General features: G+C 54.2%; 14 protein-coding genes. All 14 read left to right on the forward strand.

Annotated elements, in window-relative coordinates:
* The first annotated feature begins 4 nt into the window (after positions 1-4).
* Complete coding sequence (gene gyrB / locus ACN0VM_RS09295; protein WP_417450597.1) at positions 5-2,437, forward strand: DNA topoisomerase (ATP-hydrolyzing) subunit B; 2,433 nt, start codon at positions 5-7, stop codon at positions 2,435-2,437.
* Positions 2,438-2,764: 327 nt separating this feature from the next.
* Positions 2,765-3,220 (forward strand): hypothetical protein, encoded by a 456-nt coding sequence (locus ACN0VM_RS09300; RefSeq protein ID WP_417450598.1) that lies wholly within the window; start codon positions 2,765-2,767, stop codon positions 3,218-3,220.
* Between the two features lie 176 nt (positions 3,221-3,396).
* Complete coding sequence (locus tag ACN0VM_RS09305; RefSeq protein ID WP_417450599.1) at positions 3,397-3,642, forward strand: hypothetical protein; 246 nt, start codon at positions 3,397-3,399, stop codon at positions 3,640-3,642.
* A 116-nt stretch (positions 3,643-3,758) separates the two neighbouring features.
* Positions 3,759-4,319 carry an RNA polymerase sigma factor gene (locus ACN0VM_RS09310; protein WP_417450600.1) on the forward strand — a complete coding sequence of 187 codons (561 nt, stop codon included), beginning with the start codon at positions 3,759-3,761 and terminating at the stop codon, positions 4,317-4,319.
* On the forward strand, positions 4,312-4,665 hold the full coding sequence (locus ACN0VM_RS09315; protein WP_417450601.1) for a hypothetical protein: 354 nt from the start codon (positions 4,312-4,314) through the stop codon (positions 4,663-4,665). The genes ACN0VM_RS09310 and ACN0VM_RS09315 overlap by 8 nt, the downstream gene beginning before the upstream one ends.
* A 12-nt stretch (positions 4,666-4,677) precedes the next feature.
* Positions 4,678-5,064, forward strand: a complete 387-nt coding sequence (locus ACN0VM_RS09320; protein WP_417450602.1) for a hypothetical protein — start codon at positions 4,678-4,680, stop codon at positions 5,062-5,064.
* 125 nt (positions 5,065-5,189) lie between these two features.
* The gene (locus tag ACN0VM_RS09325) at positions 5,190-5,690 is read left to right on the forward strand and encodes a hypothetical protein (protein ID WP_417450603.1); all 501 of its coding nucleotides are present in this window, start codon (positions 5,190-5,192) and stop codon (positions 5,688-5,690) included.
* A 271-nt stretch (positions 5,691-5,961) separates the two neighbouring features.
* On the forward strand, positions 5,962-6,495 hold the full coding sequence (locus tag ACN0VM_RS09330; protein ID WP_417450604.1) for a hypothetical protein: 534 nt from the start codon (positions 5,962-5,964) through the stop codon (positions 6,493-6,495).
* A 139-nt stretch (positions 6,496-6,634) separates the two neighbouring features.
* Positions 6,635-7,735 carry an efflux RND transporter periplasmic adaptor subunit gene (locus tag ACN0VM_RS09335; protein ID WP_417450605.1) on the forward strand — a complete coding sequence of 367 codons (1,101 nt, stop codon included), beginning with the start codon at positions 6,635-6,637 and terminating at the stop codon, positions 7,733-7,735.
* A gap of 12 nt (positions 7,736-7,747) precedes the next feature.
* Positions 7,748-10,816 (forward strand): efflux RND transporter permease subunit, encoded by a 3,069-nt coding sequence (locus tag ACN0VM_RS09340; protein WP_417450606.1) that lies wholly within the window; start codon positions 7,748-7,750, stop codon positions 10,814-10,816.
* A gap of 826 nt (positions 10,817-11,642) precedes the next feature.
* Positions 11,643-12,728 carry an AraC family transcriptional regulator ligand-binding domain-containing protein gene (locus ACN0VM_RS09345; protein ID WP_417450607.1) on the forward strand — a complete coding sequence of 362 codons (1,086 nt, stop codon included), beginning with the start codon at positions 11,643-11,645 and terminating at the stop codon, positions 12,726-12,728.
* Between the two features lie 153 nt (positions 12,729-12,881).
* A complete protein-coding gene (locus tag ACN0VM_RS09350) occupies positions 12,882-15,122 on the forward strand; it encodes a TonB-dependent receptor (protein ID WP_417450608.1) in 2,241 nt (746 codons plus the stop codon).
* Between the two features lie 105 nt (positions 15,123-15,227).
* Entirely contained in the window at positions 15,228-17,294 is a 2,067-nt protein-coding gene (locus ACN0VM_RS09355; RefSeq protein WP_417450609.1) for an acetoacetate--CoA ligase, read from the forward strand.
* The gene (locus tag ACN0VM_RS09360; protein ID WP_417450610.1) at positions 17,291-18,136 is read left to right on the forward strand and encodes a 3-hydroxyacyl-CoA dehydrogenase family protein; all 846 of its coding nucleotides are present in this window, start codon (positions 17,291-17,293) and stop codon (positions 18,134-18,136) included. The genes ACN0VM_RS09355 and ACN0VM_RS09360 overlap by 4 nt, the downstream gene beginning before the upstream one ends.
* Positions 18,137-18,152: the final 16 nt, after the last annotated feature.

Genomic DNA, 18,152 nt, shown 5'->3' on the forward strand with positions numbered 1-18,152 from the left:
AGGTATGAGTGAAGATATGACAAATACACCAGAACAGGAATATGGCGCCGATTCAATCAAGGTCCTGAAAGGCCTCGATGCCGTGCGCAAGCGCCCGGGCATGTACATCGGCGACACCGAGGACGGCTCTGGTCTCCATCACATGGTGTTTGAAGTATCCGATAATGCGATTGATGAAGCGTTGGCTGGCCACTGTGACCTCGTGACCATGACCCTCAACCCGGACGGCAGTTGCACCGTCACCGATAATGGCCGCGGCATTCCGACCGACATTCACGAGGAAGAAGGTGTTTCCGCCGCGCAGGTCATCATGACCCAGCTGCACGCAGGCGGCAAGTTCGACCAGAACAGCTATAAGGTTTCTGGCGGCTTGCACGGCGTGGGCGTCTCGGTTGTGAACGCACTGTCCGACTGGCTTGAGCTTCGCATCTGGCGCGGCGGCAAAGAACATTACATGCGTTTTGAGCGCGGCGAACCGGTCGACGACCTTATCGTTGTTGGCGATTCGGACGGTAAAAAAGGCACCAGCGTGACCTTCATGCCATCGCTCAACACCTTCAAGTTTGTCGAGTTTGACTTCGACCGGCTGGAGCACCGCTACCGCGAACTCGCCTTCCTGAACTCCGGCGTTCACATTCTCCTGCGCGACAACCGCCACGCGGACATCAAGGAGGTGGATCTGTTCTATGAAGGCGGCATCACTGCCTTTGTGAAGTATCTCGACCGCAACAAATCAAGCCAGATTGGTGAGCCAATCACCATCATGGGCGAAAAAGATGGCATCACCGCAGAGATCTCGCTGCAGTGGAACGACAGCTACCACGAAAATGTGCTTTGCTTCACCAACAACATCCCGCAGCGCGACGGCGGCACACACCTCGCGGCCTTCCGCGCCTCGCTCACACGTACAATCAATACCTATGTCAACGACAGCGGCCTAGCCAAAAAAGCGAAGGTATCACTTGCCGGTGATGATGCACGTGAAGGCCTGACGGCTGTGGTAAGCGTGAAAGTTCCGGATCCGAAATTTTCCAGCCAAACCAAGGACAAACTGGTATCATCTGAGGTGCGCCCGGCGATTGAAGGGCTGGTCAACGAGAAGCTGGCCGAATGGTTTGGCGAGCACCCGACAGAATCGCGCATGGTGATCCAGAAAATCATCGATGCCGCATCCGCCCGCGAAGCCGCACGGAAAGCGCGCGAGTTGACCCGGCGCAAAGGCGCACTTGATATCGCCAGCCTGCCCGGCAAGCTGGCTGATTGCCAGGAACGCGACCCGGCGCTCTCCGAGATCTTTATCGTCGAGGGCGACAGCGCCGGTGGCTCTGCCAAACAGGGCCGCAACCGTAAAAATCAGGCCATCCTGCCGCTCAGAGGTAAAATCCTCAATGTGGAACGCGCGCGGTTTGACCGTATGCTGGCATCAAACGAGATCGGCACGTTGATCACCGCCCTTGGTACAGGCATCGGGCGCGAGGACTTTAACGTCGAAAAACTCAGGTACCACAAAATCATCATCATGACCGATGCGGACGTCGACGGCGCACACATCCGCACGCTACTGCTCACTTTCTTCTACCGGCAGATGCCTGAGGTGGTAGAGCGCGGGCATCTCTATATCGCACAACCCCCACTCTATAAGGTGGGCCGAGGCAGGTCTGAGGTATATTTGAAAGACGACAAGGCACTGGACGACTATCTGCTCAATCAGGGTACATCTGACGTCTTGATTACCGACTCCACCGGCGCGCAGCACGCTGGCGCCGAGATTGAACACCTGGCCTCCGAAGCACGAGCCATCAAGGCGATCATGTCGAACGTGCCGCAGCGCTATAACCCGGTCCTTATCGAGACGATGGGTCTGCTCGGCGGCTTTGACGAAAACCTGCTGGAGGACGCCACCGGGCGACAAGCCATGGCTGACCGCATCGCTGACCGGCTCAACTTCCTCGTCGCCACCGATGACGAGCGCGGCTGGACCGGCACTGCGACAGAAGACGGCGGCTATAGTTTCGCGCAGGAGGTGCGCGGCGTGATCGACATGCACAAAATCGACCCGCACTTCATTGAAAGTCAGGAAGCGCGCAGCCTGCACAGACGTATGGGTGAGGTCCGCGGCCTGTTCCAGCAGCCAATCACCATCTCGCGCAAGGATGACGCCCAGTCTGTCGGCACACCGCTGGAGATGCTGGCCATCCTTCTGGCCTTTGGCCGCAAGGGCCTCTCGATCCAGCGCTACAAAGGGCTTGGTGAGATGAACCCCGGCCAGCTTTGGGAAACCACGCTCGATCCCGATGTTCGCTCGCTTCTGCGCGTTAAAGTTAGCCAAGCCGACACGGCGGACGAGGTATTCTCAAAACTGATGGGCGATGTCGTCGAGGAACGCCGTAATTTCATTCAGGACAACGCCCTAAGCGTCGGCAATCTGGATATCTAGCAGTATTGTATGGTGACACATAAAATGAGAATATTGACGCATAAAGTGAGACTCAGTTACACATAAAGTGAGACTGGAGTTCGAGCGTTAGGCGCCATCATCTCGCGATTAATACACTGATTGTGTTGAATTTTTCAGAATACGAATAGAAAAATGGCTGGCAGATTTTGCCAGCCATTTGTTTTAGAAGCTCACAAGGTCCGGAATTCCATGCTGCATTACGTCAGTATTTTTTGGACTTCAGGAATATTTGCCCAATACCATCGTCTAACACCCAAACGCCGGGCGACACATGCCGTGTCGCCGTGAACGTATTGGAGACGAAAAATGGACCTACCATTCCGCTTAGCAGCCAATTCAACGTACTTGCCAAAAGCTGCGATCATCAGGGCGATGGCCTTGATCGCCTTGATTGCCCTGCCTGTCGTACCCGCTGCAGCCTATGCGCCTTACAGTGATACCATCGCGACCTTGATGGACCATATTGAGCAGCAGAAAGCGCGTCTGAATCTTACGGACGAACAGCAGCAACAAGTGGGGCCCATTATGGAAACGAGCCGTGAGCAACGCATGTCGATTTTAGAGAACTATGGGTTTGGACAAGGCAGCAAGCCGAAATTGTCTTTGCGAAACAAGATCAGCTTGGCGAAAGACATGAAATCGGTACGTGAAAGTACGGAACGGGCGTTGGCCCAGCATTTAACGCCAAATCAGATGGCAGAGTATAAAAAAATCCAGGAAGAAAATCGGCAACGTATAAAGGAACTCACGAGTTCCCATTAAATCCCCTCCCTCGGAGACCCGTTCCCGAACTGGATACCTCGACACCGTCGGAAAACCCTGGCGGTGTTTTTTCTTTACGAAAATTGACGGGAATAAAAAGGCGCCGGCGAACGTCCAATACTCTGGGCTCGAAAAAACACAAAGTGTCCGAGCCGGGCGAAAAAAAGGGAATTTCGGTGGAGATGGAACAAAAAAACAGCAGCCCTGTTATCCTGACGTTGCCCGCCGTGATCGTGCTGCTGCAAGTGCTTTGGGCCATGCGTCGCTGTGACAGCCACCTTGGGAAAGGAGTAATGACGAGGTATGCGGGGCGGGTGAAATTACCGCTAAGGAAACTCCATGATGTGATTGGCGGACTGGAATTGCAGCCCGAAACAGTTAGAGAAAAAAACAAGATAACAACGCTGGACGACCAGCAATGATGGCTGTTTGCATGCAGGCCGGGGATTTATCTGTCGAAAAGACAGCGTCGTTCCGGTATTGTTCGCGTGACCCGAAACAAAAAGATGGGTCGCGCGTGGTTTTCCTGGAGCTTGTCATGCAATGCGATCCGGATATGCCGGAAAGTGACTTGATCAAGAATGCAGCTGAGGGCGATCATGCCGCATTCCGGGAACTGGTGCGCCGACATGAAAGCGCGGTTGCCAACACCGTGTTCGGCATGCTCGGGCGCTGTGAAGAAGCCGAGGACGTCGGCCAGGAAACAATGGTGCGGCTATACCGCTCTCTCGATCGCTTCCGGGGCGAAGCAAGCGTCAAGACTTACGTAACCCGAATTGCGATCAATCTTTGCGTGGATGCTCTGCGGCGGCGCAAACGCCGAAGCTGGCAGTTTTGGCGATCAGACGACGATGACGAGATTGATATTGCCGACCCGCGGGATACGCATGAAGATGCGGAACGTCGACAGGGTATCGCGCGCGCGCTCAACACCCTGACGCCTGAATTTAGAAGTGTTGTGATCATGCGGCTTGTCCACGGGCATTCGACCGACGACGTGGCGGACATTCTTCAAATACCGACAGGTACGGTCCTGTCGCGCCTTGCCAGAGCAAAAAAACAACTGGCCAAAGAACTGGAAGATTATATCGATGGCTGACACAGAAAAAACAATGTCCGAGGAACAGCTCAAAACATTGCTCACTACCGTCTCGCAAGACAGGTTTGCACCCTTTTTTGAGCAACGTGTCATGGCCGCAATCCGACAAGAAGAGGAAACGGCAGGCACGGACCTCACCGAGCAGTTTGCTGAATTCTTGTCCGTCGGCTTCAAGCGTCTGGCGATGCCTGTTGCGGCGGCATGCCTCATGGTTGCTGCTTTTAATCTGCAATCAGCTACACCCGATACCGTAGGCACATCCGTCAGTCTGGTGGAAGCCGCCTTTGGCATTCCCACGGCTGGCCTCGATGCCGCTCTGACACCGGATTTTGCCCTCAAACCATAGGACAGGCTGACCATGAAGACGCTGAAACATCCGCTATTGACCATAACGGTTACACTGTCGGCAACACTGATTTTGGGCATGGTTTTGGGAGGCTTGCTCGTAGGTGCCGTCATCCGTGACCGGCTTGATACCTTGCGCGACATTCGCACAGCAGAAGGGTTCACCCGATACGCCATCGAAAAGATTGGCCCCGTACCAGCTGACAAGGAACCCAAGGTTTATGCGATCATCAACACTGCGGGGACCGACGTGGAGCAGATGCTCGAAAGGGGGCGCGCTGGCTTTATGCAAATCATGAACCGCATGGAACAGGACCTGACACCCATCCTGTCACAGGAACAGCTCGAACGCATTCGAGCGGAACGGAAAACTGTGCGCGACCAGCTCGACGGCGACTGATCAGCACGCCCGTTAATTCGTCCAAAGCGTCACAGACAATATTTTCCGATTTTTTTTCTTGTCCGGGAATGAACGCCCGCCAGCCCGCGTCTAACGGCACAGTTCAATAGTACCGAAAGAAAAAAATGAAAAAGAGTTTGCATACACTATCGTCAATGGTCGCGTTTTTGACCGTAGCAATATCGCCATCCGCAATCGCGTCGGAGCCGTTCATATACCCCGCCAAGGGCCAGAGCACCGAACAGCAGCAGAAAGATCGTTACGAATGCCACGTATGGGCAACAGAGCAAACTGGCTTTGACCCTTCCCGTTCGGCAAAAACCCTGACGGCTCCCCCCGCCGAAACTGACACCAAAAACGGAGATGCCAGAAACCTGATCGGCGGCGCAGCCTTCGGTACAGCTGTCGGCGCTATCGCTGGCAAGAATATAGCTGAGTCCGCAGCGATCGGCGCAAGTACTCGTGTACTGACCTCTCGCCTCAAGAATAAACGGAGTCAGGCGAAAGCGCAGGGTGCCTACGAGGCGGATTTGGCTCTCAATCAGAGTTATGTCGCCCAAAAACGCGCTGACTATGACCGCGCAAGTGGGGCCTGCTTAACCGGACGCGGTTACACGGTACAATAACATGATCAACGATCACGTATACGCCACATGGCTATCCTGGAATTTCTTGCGCACTTCACCTGCCTGCTTTTTTCCAACTAGCAGAGCTATTTGAATAACGCTCCCCATAGCAGAGTAAAAATTTACAGGTTCAGACCCCACGCTTTGTCAGCCGTCGGCAGTTCGCTGCCGCTTGGCTGCGGTACCGCTTGCGACCTCCAGCCGGATTGAACCCGGTCCAGGACTTCAGCGCTTACCAAACACAACAGACCTCAACTTATGGAATGATAGAATGACCAATGCAAAATTGGCAGCCTTTGCTGCATCACTAATGATTGTTACCGCGCCAGCAATGGCAAAAGGGGGGAAATCCCCTGATGGCCCAAAGGGCGGTATTGAAGCCAGTATCAACTGGTCCGAACTAGGCGCGTCAGATGATGGCCGCGCTGATAATAGCAGCACCGGCAGCTACCACGTGCAAATGAATGAAGATGAGGAATTTGGCCTTGAAGGTACGTTTGCCGACAAGGTCCACAAAATCGACCCATTCGGCCTCGACCCAGATAATGAGTGGAGCGCCTTGCTTGCAGAAGGGAAGCCCTTTGGCGATGGCAGCAATCTGCTGTTCCGTGAAACCGGCGAGGTTGAAACGAGCCCGGCAGTTGGCGTGGATGCCTTGAAGAATATGCGTGGCTGGCGCGTTGGCGGAGGATACGAGCGTTTGCTAACTGATACCCTCAGCCTGCGTTTGAGCCGGGAATACACAACCTTCGGCAAGGATTTCGACCAGTGGGAAACCAAAGCGGGGATTTTGGTTAAATTTTAAGAGCTTGCACCCGGCCATACCACTCGGGCTTCCTTCCCAGTGCCCCGGGTGTTCTGGAGCGAGGTACCCCATACCTTGCTCCCGTAAGCTGCATCTCGCAGACAACCGGGGTTCAATCTCGTTAGCAGAAGACAAAGACATGACCAAGGTAGCAAAAATTACGAGCATCCTCATTCTGGCCACAGGCATACTCAGCGCTTGCTCAGAGCAAAAAAATGAGATGCCCGCCAACACAACCAGGCCGATAAAACCTTTCCTGATAACCGAAGTAGCATCAGGCCAAATTCGAAAATATCCTGGCGTCCTAGAGGCGACAGATACATCAACAATGAGTTTTCAGCTCTCCGGCAACGTAAAAATACTGAAAAAAAACGCGGGCGATCATGTTGTTGCAGGCGAAATATTGGCTGTTCTTGATAAGCAGCCTTTTGAATTGAATGTGCAGTCTGCAGAAGCTGAACACCAAAATGCTCTGTCCGCCCAGATCATACAAAAGCAAGATTATGACCGGCAAAAACAGCTCTTTGCGAAAGGCTGGGTAAGCCAAGCGGCCATTGACAAGGCCGAAGCGTCCATGTCATCGAGCAGCAGTAGCGTAGACTATGCTCTTTCCCGCCTTGGTATGGCACGCCGCGACCTTGCAAACACGGAACTGCGAGCGCCTTTTGATGGGACAATTGCCTCTAAACATGTCCAGCAATTTCAGGATGTTTCTGCCGGACAACCCCTGCTGGACATTGCCGTAGACGGCGCACTGGAAGCTGTCTTTTTAGTGCCTGAAATGGGTGTGGGACTATTGCATCCTGGCATGCCGGTCACTCTAACATTCTCATCCGTGGAAGGCGCCCATGAAGGCCGTATCACCGAGCTAGGTACAGTCGCATCAAATGCGAATGCGTTTACTGTACGCGCCGCAGTCTTGAACCCACCGTCTGCGCTTCGACCCGGCATGACCAGCGAAATATCAGTGGTGGTGAATGCCGATGCAGCACAAGCCGGTTATCTCATTCCTCTCGAGGCGATTGTGCCTGCAGAGCGAAGAGAGGATGGCGCTCAGGTAGGATATGTGTACCGGGTGGATACGGATACGATGACTATTGAAAAGATAGTCGTCCGAGGGGCAGGCGTACGTCACAATATGTATATTGTGACGAGTGGGCTTACAGCTAACGACATTATCGCGGCGGCTGGTGTTTCCTTCATGCATGACGGACAAAAAATCCGTCTACTGAACCAGTAATCGGAGCCGATCATGTCATTCCTGACCCGCTTCGCCCTTAGGCAGAACCGCTCAATCATTACCTTCATACTGGGCATCATATTGCTTGGTAGTCTGGTCGCGGCCAATTATCCACAAAAAGAAGACCCAAGTATTGTCATTCGCAATGCCACCGTATCTGCTTTTTTTTCCGGCATGCCCCCTGACCGTGTCGAAAACCTCATCACAGAGCCACTTGAAAAGAAAATCCGCGAGATTTCCGAGATTGAAGAAATCAAGTCGGATTCCAAAGCCGGTGTTACAATCATCAATGTGAAAGCCCGGGACAGTGTCAACGATATTGCCGCCGTATGGCAAAAATTGCGCAACAAAATGGACGATGCGCGAGGGCAGTTGCCGGAGGGCACACAGGGTCCAATTATCGATGACGAAAAAGGTCTTACTGCCATTGCATCTATTGCCTTGTGGGCGGAAGGTTTCACGCTGCGGGAGATGAAAGACGCATCAGACGACCTGCAAAGGGCCCTTTACGGCATTGACGGCGTCAAGAAGGTTGAAATATTCGGCGTTCAGAGCGAGCGCATTTTCCTTGAAATGTCAAATACTGGCTTGGCCCAATATGGGATTAGTTCCAACCAAATCATCAATACGCTGCAGCAACAGAATGTCATTTTACCGGGAGGCACGATACGTGCGTCCAACCTGAGCATTCCGATAGAGCCATCAGGTAATTTCCGGTCGGTTTCCGAAATCGAAAACCTTCTGATCAAACTGCCCGGCACCAATCAGGTGATAAAACTGTCTGATATTGCAACTGTCAGGCGGGGATACATCGATCCTGCCGAGAAGCCGGTTTACTATAATGGCCACCAGGCGCTGATACTTTCTGTCTCACTGAACGATGGTGTAAACAGTGTAGCATTCGGAAAGTTGCTAACTGCCAAAGTTGCGGATCTTCAACAATCATTACCGATAGGCATGGTTCTGGAATTCGCGACATTTCAGCCAGACCTTGTCAAAGCTGCCGTTAACGGAGCGGCGACTAACGTCGGTCAAACCCTTGTCATCGTACTTGTCTGTGTAATGGTGTTTCTTGGCATTCGGACAGGTTTGATCGTAGGGCTGATCGTGCCGCTATCCATGCTGTTTGCCATTATCGTGATGCGCATTTTCGACATCGAACTGCAGCGTATGTCGATCTCAGCAATGATTATCGCGCTTGGCCTTTTGGTGGATAATGGCATTGTCGTTGCCGAAGATATCCGACGCCGCCTTGAAGAGGGCGAGGAGCACCTTGATGCTTGCCTGAATGCCGGCAAGTCGCTGGCAGTGCCCCTGCTGACCTCTTCACTAACAACAATTTTGGCATTCCTGCCCATGTTGCTGGCCATCGGTTCTGCCGGTGAATTCACAGAGTCCATCAGTCAGGTCGTTATCATAATTTTGTTGGCCTCCTGGCTGCTCTCTATGACCGCAATACCTGCGGTCGCCAACTGGTTCATGAAGGTGGGGAATGCTCCATCCAAAGCACCGGAAGATGGCGATCAACTCAGTGATCGCTTCAACGGCAAAAGCTACCAGCTTTATGAGCAAGCCCTGCGCGCATTATTGAACAGAAAAGCAATTTTCCTTGGTGTAGTCGCTGCCATTTTCGCCGCGTCTCTGCCGATTTTCAAAACCATCCCGGTTGAGTTTTTCCCTGCGTCCGACAGGAGCCAATTTCTGGTCTATATAGACCTCCCCGCCGGTACCGATACAGAAAAAACAACTGACGCTGTCAGCCGCCTATCGACATGGTTTGCCGATAAACAAGTGAACCCCGACGTCACCAGCAATATCGCCTATGTAGCAAGCGGTGGCCCACGGTTTTATTTGGCACTGCCCTCAATGGACCCTGATCCCCATCTTGGTTTCATGGTGGTGAATACAAAAGACATTGAATCCGTTCCCGCAACAATGGCCCGTGCTCGTGCTCATATCTCGGAAGCTCTTCCTGAGGCACAGGGGCGTGTGAAAATGCTCTCCTTTGGGCCGGGTGAGGCCGGGCTTGTAGAAATTCGCCTTTCAGGCACGGACAGTGACTACCTTTACCAAAAAGCACAGCTGATATCAGAGGCGATGGCGGCTATTCCTGGAAGCGTCAATATACGCAACGACTGGGAAAACCGTGTTGTGAAATTAAGGATAGAGGTTGATCAAACCCGGGCCCGCAGAGCACAGGTGACGAGCCAGGAAATTGCCAACTCGCTATCCACTTTCCTGTCTGGTGCGGAGGTGACCGATTATCGGGAAGGAGACACCATTATCCCTGTCGTGTTACGGGGCGTGGAAGGCGAACGAAGCGATCTCCAGATACTGCAGTCTATATCGGTCTACTCCAGCGCAACTGACACCAATGTGCCATTGGTACAAATTGCCAATATTGTTGCAGAAACACAGTTTTCCCGGATTAAACATTTTAATCAGGAACGCACCATTACCGTAAGCGGGAAGCATACCAGCCGGAAAGCTGCTGACTATGCCAGACTGATAAAACCGACCATTGACACGCTTGGTCTCAAGCCAGGCCATTATTGGGCATGGGGCGGCGAGCTCGAGGATTCGCTAGATGCTCAGAATAAACTGTTTGCTTCATTGCCTTTGTGCGTCGCTGGCATTGTAGTGTTGCTGATATGGCAATTTAACAGTTTTCGCAGGCCGCTGATCATTCTTCTAACCATTCCCCTCTCATTCATTGGAGCTGTGCTGGGGCTAGTCACTCTGCAGGCGACATTCGGATTTATGTCTATCCTTGGCCTCATCAGTCTTATGGGCATTATTATCAACAATGGCATCGTACTGATTGATCGCATTGATCAGGAGCGCAGCTGCGGAAAAGAGGTGCGTGAAGCGGTCATAGCGGCTTGTCTGGCAAGGCTACGGCCCATTGTAATGACAACAATTACTACTGTCTTTGGCCTCTTACCCCTACTCATGTTTGGTGGGTCCCTGTGGTTTGGCCTGGCAACAGTGATGTCCTTTGGCCTTGCAATAGGGACAATTTTGACCCTTGCCGTGGTACCCGCCCTCTACATTTTGTTTTTTAACGCGGGTGTTAAATGATACGGGCCCGATAATGGCTGTTCGAATGATACACATCAGCTTATTTCAGCGGTTGGTCCCCGCATTTGATTGTGCGGGACTAACCTGAATCGTTTGGGCTCTGACGTGCTCCCCCAATGTGATCGAAACCAGATTGAGAGTCCTGCCCTTTCATGCTTGATGGTTGATGTGATGGCAAGAGGGTGTGGGACATGCCCTACACCCTCTTGTTTTGCGATTTCGTTATTCACCGAGGATAATCTCATTTTATGTGTCGCAAATGACGGATTATCTCATTTTATGAGTCACGTAGTCTCAATTAATGCGTCAATTGAATTCTGAAAATAGTGGCTTTCTGCAGAAGCTATTCGCACTTTATGTGTCGCCCTAAAAGTATTGCAAGTTGTCCGTGGTGTAGGGTGACACATAAAGTGAGTCTAGGTTTCGCAGGAAAAAGGCAGTTAGCTATCCGCTAGCTGCCTTTCTTGTCTCTGGAAGTGCCTAGCCGAACATGTTTTATAGAGAAACCGCCGACCGGGTATCAGAAAACTCCCGACACATTCCCGGTGGTCAGAATGCTACCAAGCCCGGAGCGCCTTACAGCATGACCCCCTTGACAGTTTTCGTCTGGCGATCCGGTTGGGCGGCAAGCTCCGACCTTTAGTGAATGCGGAACTTTCCCAGATCGTCAGTGACACTCTCTGCAATTCCAATCGAGGCTGGTTCCGGCATTCGCCGCCACAGGGCATATCACGCGAATAGTACCCCCTACCGCTAACTGTCTTGGCATTTGCACGAGGTTGCGCTATCGCATTCACATAATAGTTGTGTATCGGGGATGAGTGTCGTGGCGGAGCGGACAGCAGAAGGGCTAGATGGAATTGCAGTGAAGGGTCTCCTGCAAGGTGCTGTGTTGAGGGGGCACGACCCCCTTGAAATCCTTCGCGGCGCGGGCATTGATCCGGGCATCTACGGTGATGCTCATGTCGGTATTGATGGCTCCGCCCTTGTGCAGTTGGTGCGGCAAATCCAATTCACCCTTGATGATATTTACCTCGGCTTTTTCGCCCAAAACTGCCGTATGGCGCTTGAGACCGAGCGGCTGTTGGCCTTCCTGCACTGCAGCACATTTGGCGAGGCTTTGAGGGTGAGCATCCGCTTCACTGACGCCATGTCCACCGATGTGGGGCCATGGATTTCAGAGGAACATGGGCCGGGGCTTCAGCATATCTGCAAATATATGACCGTGCCCGGCGTGGACCGGAACATTTTGGTCTGGATCCGGTTTGTCTGGATTTATCATCTGTTCAGTTGGATGCTCGGCCGTCCGCTTGCACTCAGGGAGATTTCGGTGCGCGGCCCGCGGCCCCGGCAACTGAACGGCTTTGACCGCTTTGCCCTTTTTCGCTGCCCAGTCAAATTCAACGCGCCTGTCGATGCTCTCAGTTATGATCGGTGCGACCTGACGGTCCGGCTCGCGCCGCGGTCAATCGGCGAATATGATGACTATTACGCCAGCAAGCCCGACTGGTTTGCCTCCGTCGAGCAAGGCCAAAGCTGGCGGGACCGAACCCAGAATGTACTCATAGAGCTTCAGAAAGCCGGCCTATGGTCTGCACCTATTGAAGTGGTGGCAGCCCGCCTGCGCACACGGCCACGGCGGCTCAGGCAGGACCTCGCCCAGGAAGGTGAGAGCTTTCAGGATATCCGGACCCGACTGCGTGGTGAGCTTGCAAGCGCATACCTCCTCGCAAGCGACCTGCCAGTGACATCAATCGGCTTTGAGCTTGGTTTCAGTGAGCCAGGCAGTTTTTCCCGACATTTCATCTCATGGGCAGGCATGGCGCCCTCAGCCTACCGGGCAACACATATCACTGACGTGGCCAAAATTGCAGCCGCAACTGCCCTACTCAATGAGCGCCGCACCCCCTGAAAACCGGCCGCGAAAAGGCTGTGGTCACTTCTGTCAAATCTTTCCGTCAGTCCTGTCATGGCATCACTGTGCGCTGATGCTACCGTTTTTCCATGCCCGGGAGTTGGGGAAGAACTACCCGGCACGATCTAGAAAATGGGGAAGGAAAAGCGGATGAAACTGAACCGCAACGCACAATTTTTCCGTACGCGCCTTTTAGTGCTTGGCGCGTCAACACTGCTATATAGTGGCCTGCAGGCGAACAGCGCGCTCGCACAGGCGACACCCGCCGAGGAAGGCCGCGACAACACCACGGCAGTTGAGGCAATCGAGATTGAGGACATCATCGTCACGGCGCAAAAGCGACGGGAAGGTCTGCAAAACACACCAATCGCCATCACCGCACTTTCCGGCCAGACCTTGGAGAAAGCCGGGATCGATAGCGTCGGTGGCCTTGTACAGGTGACACCCAGCCTTCAGTTCGGGGAACGCTTCGGCAATATCTTCATTGCCCTGCGCGGTATCGGGCAGGCCGGACAGGATATTGGCAGCCAGGCAGGCATCACTGTCTCGCAGGACGGTGTGCCTTTCCTCAACCACTTCATGATGGACAGCACATTCCTTGACGTTGCCCGTGTGGAAGTGCTGCGCGGCCCACAGGGCACCATTGAGGGGCGCAACGCCACTGGCGGTGCCATCAACGTGCATAGCGCTGTGCCCACGGACGAGGCCGAAGGCTCTGTCACCCTGACAGCGGGCAACTATTCGCGCTACGGCATAAAAGGGCATGTGAACGGCCCAATCGCTTCAGACAAGCTGATGGGGCGCCTTGCGTTCCAGGTTGACCGCGCTGACGGCTGGATGACCAACGCCACGCTTGATACCGACAAGAACGACACCAACTTGACGCAAGTGCGTGCTTCGCTTCTGGCACAGCCGAGCGACACATTCTCCATCCGAACGGTTTTTGAATATCTGAAGGACAAGTCGGACCCTGCGTTCGCAACCGTTCTTGGTCGTGCGCGACCTGACAAGCCAACCGCAGTCGAGGTGCTTGGCCTGCCGGTAAACGACTTGGAAAACAAAATCGTTTACATGAACCACACCGACCAACGGGACACCGAAAGCCTCAAAGCCATTGCCATTGCGCGCTGGGACGTGAACGAAAATGTCGCCATCACCTCAACGACCGGCTTCATCAAACATGACCTGATAATGACAGATATCGATAACGATGGCACCAGTGGCGATTTCTCGGACTTCCCACTTGTGGGCATCCATGTAAAACAGTTCACGCAGGAACTGACGCTCGCAGCAAACCTGAGCGACCGGACCGACATCATCGTTGGCGGTTTTTATATGAACGGTGAGTCCAGGCAGCCCCTTATTCTCAGCGTTCCGCCTACGCTCAACAATGCGTTCACCTATGACCCGGTGGAAGACCTGGATTCATACGCTGTCTACGGCCAGATGCGCTATAAGCTTACAGAACGTCTGCGCGTTACTGCTGGGGGCCGATATACCCATGATAAAAAAGACTTTATCATGGATGCCGTCGTGATTGGCGCGCCCTTCGTAAATGAAGCAGACGGGTCCTGGGGTGCCTTTACGCCGCGCTTCGCCATTGACTATATACCGGACGATCGCATCCTGATCTATGCAAGTGCATCTCGGGGCTTCAAGTCTGGTGGCTTCAACACCTTTGGTGACGTTTCGCAACCGGTCAATATCTTTGATCCCGAGTTTGTCTGGAACTATGAAGTGGGCTTCAAGGGCATGTTCTATGACAAGAGGCTACGCATGGGCGTCACAGGTTTTGCCTCCGAATATTCCAACCTGCAACAAACCCTGTTCCGCATCAATCCACAGACAGGCGTGCGTTACCCTCGGGTTGAAAACGCCGCTACAGCTGACATCAAGGGTATTGAGCTTGAAGTAGAGGCACTTCCCTTCAATGGGCTCAGGGTCATGGCATCGGGTACGCGTCTGTTCGCGGAATTCGGGCCATTCTCAAGCGTCGACCCGATCTACCCCGAACTCGGCATCAAAGACCTGACCGGCAACCGCCTGCCACAAGCGCCCGACTGGCAGTTCAGCACCTCGGTCGAATATAGTTTCGATATATCGGACAGCTTCGAGCTCATAACCCGTGCCGACTATAAGTGGCAGGACGATGTATATTTCGACCTGTTCAATAATGAGCTGAACACGCAGAAATCCTATGGCCTGCTGAACGCAGCTGTCACGCTTGCGACAACCGACACAACATGGTCGCTGACAGCTTTCGTGCGCAATGCGTTTGACAAGCGCTACGTGGGACAATCTCTCACCGCGGCGAGTGACACGACACCGTCCCGCGTTGGCCAGCTTGGTACACCACGCATGTATGGCATCGCCCTTCAACACCGATTCTGAACGACCTAAAAACCGGGAATCCCTCCCCCAACCAACGCATGAGAAGTCTTCGCGTCCCGCCGGGGCTTCTCATGCGAACCACGGGTTCATGGTCTAACCACCTGAATGAAGAACAAGGAATATGAAGTGACAAGTAACTGTAGCGCGGCCTCCGTTCCACAAATCAGACTTTATCAGGATTGGTTGGCCCGGGAACGTGGCCTTCGGTTCAAAGATTACCCCGCGCTCTGGCAGTGGTCGACCACCGATCTTGAAGCTTTCTGGCGCAGCATATGGGACTATAACAAGATTGTCTCACCAAAACCCTATGCCGCAATTCTACGCGATGAGGGCATGCCAAACGCCTTCTGGTTTGAAGGCACAGAAGTCAATTATGCACATCAGATATTTCAGCATGCCGAGCGCGCTGATGCCGAAGGCCAGCCAGCGATCATCGCCGAAAATGAGAAAGGCGAGGTCACCGAGATCAGCTGGAAGGAATTGCAACGCCAAACCGTTTCGCTTGCTGTTGAATTAAGGCAGATGGGAGTGGGGCGCGGTGACAGGGTGGCCGCCTACTTGCCCAATATCCCCGAGGCTGTGGTCGCCTTCCTTGCTTGCGCCAGCCTTGGTGCTGTCTGGGCTTTGTGTTCACCCGACATGGGCACCCCGGCAGTGCTCGACCGCTTCCGGCAAATTGAGCCAAAGGCGCTGATCGCGACAGACGGTGTTTTTTATGGCGGCAAGGCCATGGATCGCAGTGCTGCTGTGCGCGATATGTGCGCGGAGTTGCCCAGCGTCACCGCCGTTTTGGTGACCGCGAGTGGCTACGGCGACAGCCCGGTTGCGAACGCTGTGGACTTCAAGGCCGCGACCGGGCTTAGAGGCGGCGATGTAAACGCCTTTCAGCCCGAGTGGGTGCCTTTTGATCACCCCCTCTGGATCCTCTATTCAAGCGGCACCACAGGGCTGCCCAAGGCCATTGTGCATGGGCACGGCGGAATTCTGCTGTCCGCCTATGCAGGGCATCTACATTTTGACATTGGCCCAAGTTATAACGCCAATACCTTTGGCGAGCGCTTTCACTGGTATAGTGCGACCGGCTGGGTCATGTGGAACCAGCAGGTGAGTGCCCTGCTCTCGGGCTCGACCATCTGCCTTTATGACGGCTCCCCGAGCGGCACAAAAGCTAGTCCGGATTGGCTTACCATGTGGGCGTTTGCCGCCCGGCACAAAATCACATGGTTTGGTGCAGGGGCTGCCTATTACATCAGTTGCCGCAAAGCAGGCGTCACTCTCAGTGAGGCTGGGGACCTGAGCAGTATCCGCGCGCTTGGCAGCACCGGATCACCTCTACCCCCGGACGTGCAGTTGTGGGGCAACCAACAGTTTGCAACTATCGGCCGGCCGAATATCTGGTGGTGCAATATCAGCGGCGGCACGGACCTATTTGCTGGCTTCATGGCGGGGAACCCAGGGCTGCCTGCCACGCCTGGAAAGTTACAGTGCCGCCACTTGGGCGCTGCCGTGGAAGCATGGAATGAAGCAGGAGAGCCCGTGATCGGCGAGGTGGGCGAGCTTGTGTGCACCCGCCCCATCCCCAGCATGCCGTTGTATTTCTGGGGCGATGAGGACGGCAGCCGCTACCTCTCCTCCTACTTTAGTGAATGGCCGGGCATCTGGCGGCATGGTGACTGGTTGCGTATCGACAACGACGGCAGTTGCACCATAACCGGACGCAGTGACGCTACCATCAACAGGCATGGTCTGCGCATGGGCACGGCGGATATCTACGCGGCGGTGGAACGCCTCTCAGGTGTGGCGGACAGCCTGGTCATCGACCTTGAAGACAACGAAGGCGGCAGCCAGTTGCTCATGTTTGTTGTACCCGCTAGCGGTCATGACCTTGCGCCCGCGCTCACCTCCGCCATGTCGCTTGCGATACGGAAAAGCCTGTCGCCGCGTTTTGTGCCTGACCGGTATATCTGCGCGCCGGGTATTCCGCGTACGCTTTCCGGCAAGAAACAGGAACTGCCAGTCAAACGCCTGTTCCAGGGCTGGCCCGTGATCAAGGTCCTTAACCCGGACGCCATCGCCAACCCGGAGATTATCCCCTGGTATGTGTCGCGTGCGCAGGGCTGGCTGAACGACCACACGAGTGAACAGATATCAATCGCAGGGGAAAAATCATGAAAGCCGGTGTAGTAGGAGCGGGCCTCATGGGTAGGGAAATTGCACTCGTTTTCGCCCTTGGCGGTATACCCGTGATCCTGAACGATCTTGACGAGGCAACCCTCGAACGCAGCATGCTCTGGCTCGCAAAGCTTCTGGACAAAGGCGTTGACCGCGGATTGTACACCCGCCATGAAGCTGATACGGCCTTAGATCGCATCCAAACCTCACCGGAGCTCACGGATCTGGCGGGCTGCAGCATAGTCACAGAAGCTGTGTTTGAAGCCCTTGATGCAAAGGAAAAAGTGTTGCGCGCGCTCGACAATATTTGCCAGCCCGAATGCATCCTTGCCTCCAACACATCAACTTTGCCGATATCAACACTTGCTGCGGTCCTTGGCACCAAGCGGCGGCGCAGGTTCCTTGGAACCCACTATTTTTCGCCCGTATCGCGCATGAAACTTGTGGAAGTGATACCGGCGTTCGGTACTGACGCCGAGATAACCGGGCAGATCACCAAGATGTTGAAGTCCATCGGCAAAGAACCGGTGCAGGTAAAAGACGTGGCGGGTTTCGCTGTCAACCGACTACTGCATGCCATGCTGATTGAGGCAATCAAGCTAGTTGAAGAAGGCGTTGCAACACCCGCAGACCTCGACACCGCCTGCCGGCTTGGCCTTGGTCACCCCATTGGCCCGTTCGCACTGATGGACGTAGTGTCATCAAGCCTGTGCCTGCAGGTGCAGGACATCCTTCATAGCGCATATGGCGAGCGTTTCCGGCCCCCTGCTTTGCTCAAACAGCGTGTGGCCGCGGGCTTAACCGGTAGCAAGGACCACACTGGCTGGCTAAAGCACGAATGACGGGGGTATGGAGAGA

This window comes from Kordiimonas sp. (assembly GCF_048260245.1).
Taxonomy (GTDB): domain Bacteria; phylum Pseudomonadota; class Alphaproteobacteria; order Sphingomonadales; family Kordiimonadaceae; genus Kordiimonas.

What these genes read in the sequence shown, in the direction of transcription:
- gyrB (WP_417450597.1), top strand. Translation starts at nt 5, where the DNA reads ATGAGTGAAGATATGACAAATACACCAGAACAGGAATATGGCGCCGAT.
- ACN0VM_RS09300 (WP_417450598.1), top strand. Translation starts at nt 2,765, where the DNA reads ATGGACCTACCATTCCGCTTAGCAGCCAATTCAACGTACTTGCCAAAA.
- ACN0VM_RS09310 (WP_417450600.1), top strand. Translation starts at nt 3,759, where the DNA reads ATGCAATGCGATCCGGATATGCCGGAAAGTGACTTGATCAAGAATGCA.
- ACN0VM_RS09315 (WP_417450601.1), top strand. Translation starts at nt 4,312, where the DNA reads ATGGCTGACACAGAAAAAACAATGTCCGAGGAACAGCTCAAAACATTG.
- ACN0VM_RS09320 (WP_417450602.1), top strand. Translation starts at nt 4,678, where the DNA reads ATGAAGACGCTGAAACATCCGCTATTGACCATAACGGTTACACTGTCG.
- ACN0VM_RS09325 (WP_417450603.1), top strand. Translation starts at nt 5,190, where the DNA reads ATGAAAAAGAGTTTGCATACACTATCGTCAATGGTCGCGTTTTTGACC.
- ACN0VM_RS09330 (WP_417450604.1), top strand. Translation starts at nt 5,962, where the DNA reads ATGACCAATGCAAAATTGGCAGCCTTTGCTGCATCACTAATGATTGTT.
- ACN0VM_RS09335 (WP_417450605.1), top strand. Translation starts at nt 6,635, where the DNA reads ATGACCAAGGTAGCAAAAATTACGAGCATCCTCATTCTGGCCACAGGC.
- ACN0VM_RS09340 (WP_417450606.1), top strand. Translation starts at nt 7,748, where the DNA reads ATGTCATTCCTGACCCGCTTCGCCCTTAGGCAGAACCGCTCAATCATT.
- ACN0VM_RS09350 (WP_417450608.1), top strand. Translation starts at nt 12,882, where the DNA reads ATGAAACTGAACCGCAACGCACAATTTTTCCGTACGCGCCTTTTAGTG.
- ACN0VM_RS09355 (WP_417450609.1), top strand. Translation starts at nt 15,228, where the DNA reads ATGAAGAACAAGGAATATGAAGTGACAAGTAACTGTAGCGCGGCCTCC.
- ACN0VM_RS09360 (WP_417450610.1), top strand. Translation starts at nt 17,291, where the DNA reads ATGAAAGCCGGTGTAGTAGGAGCGGGCCTCATGGGTAGGGAAATTGCA.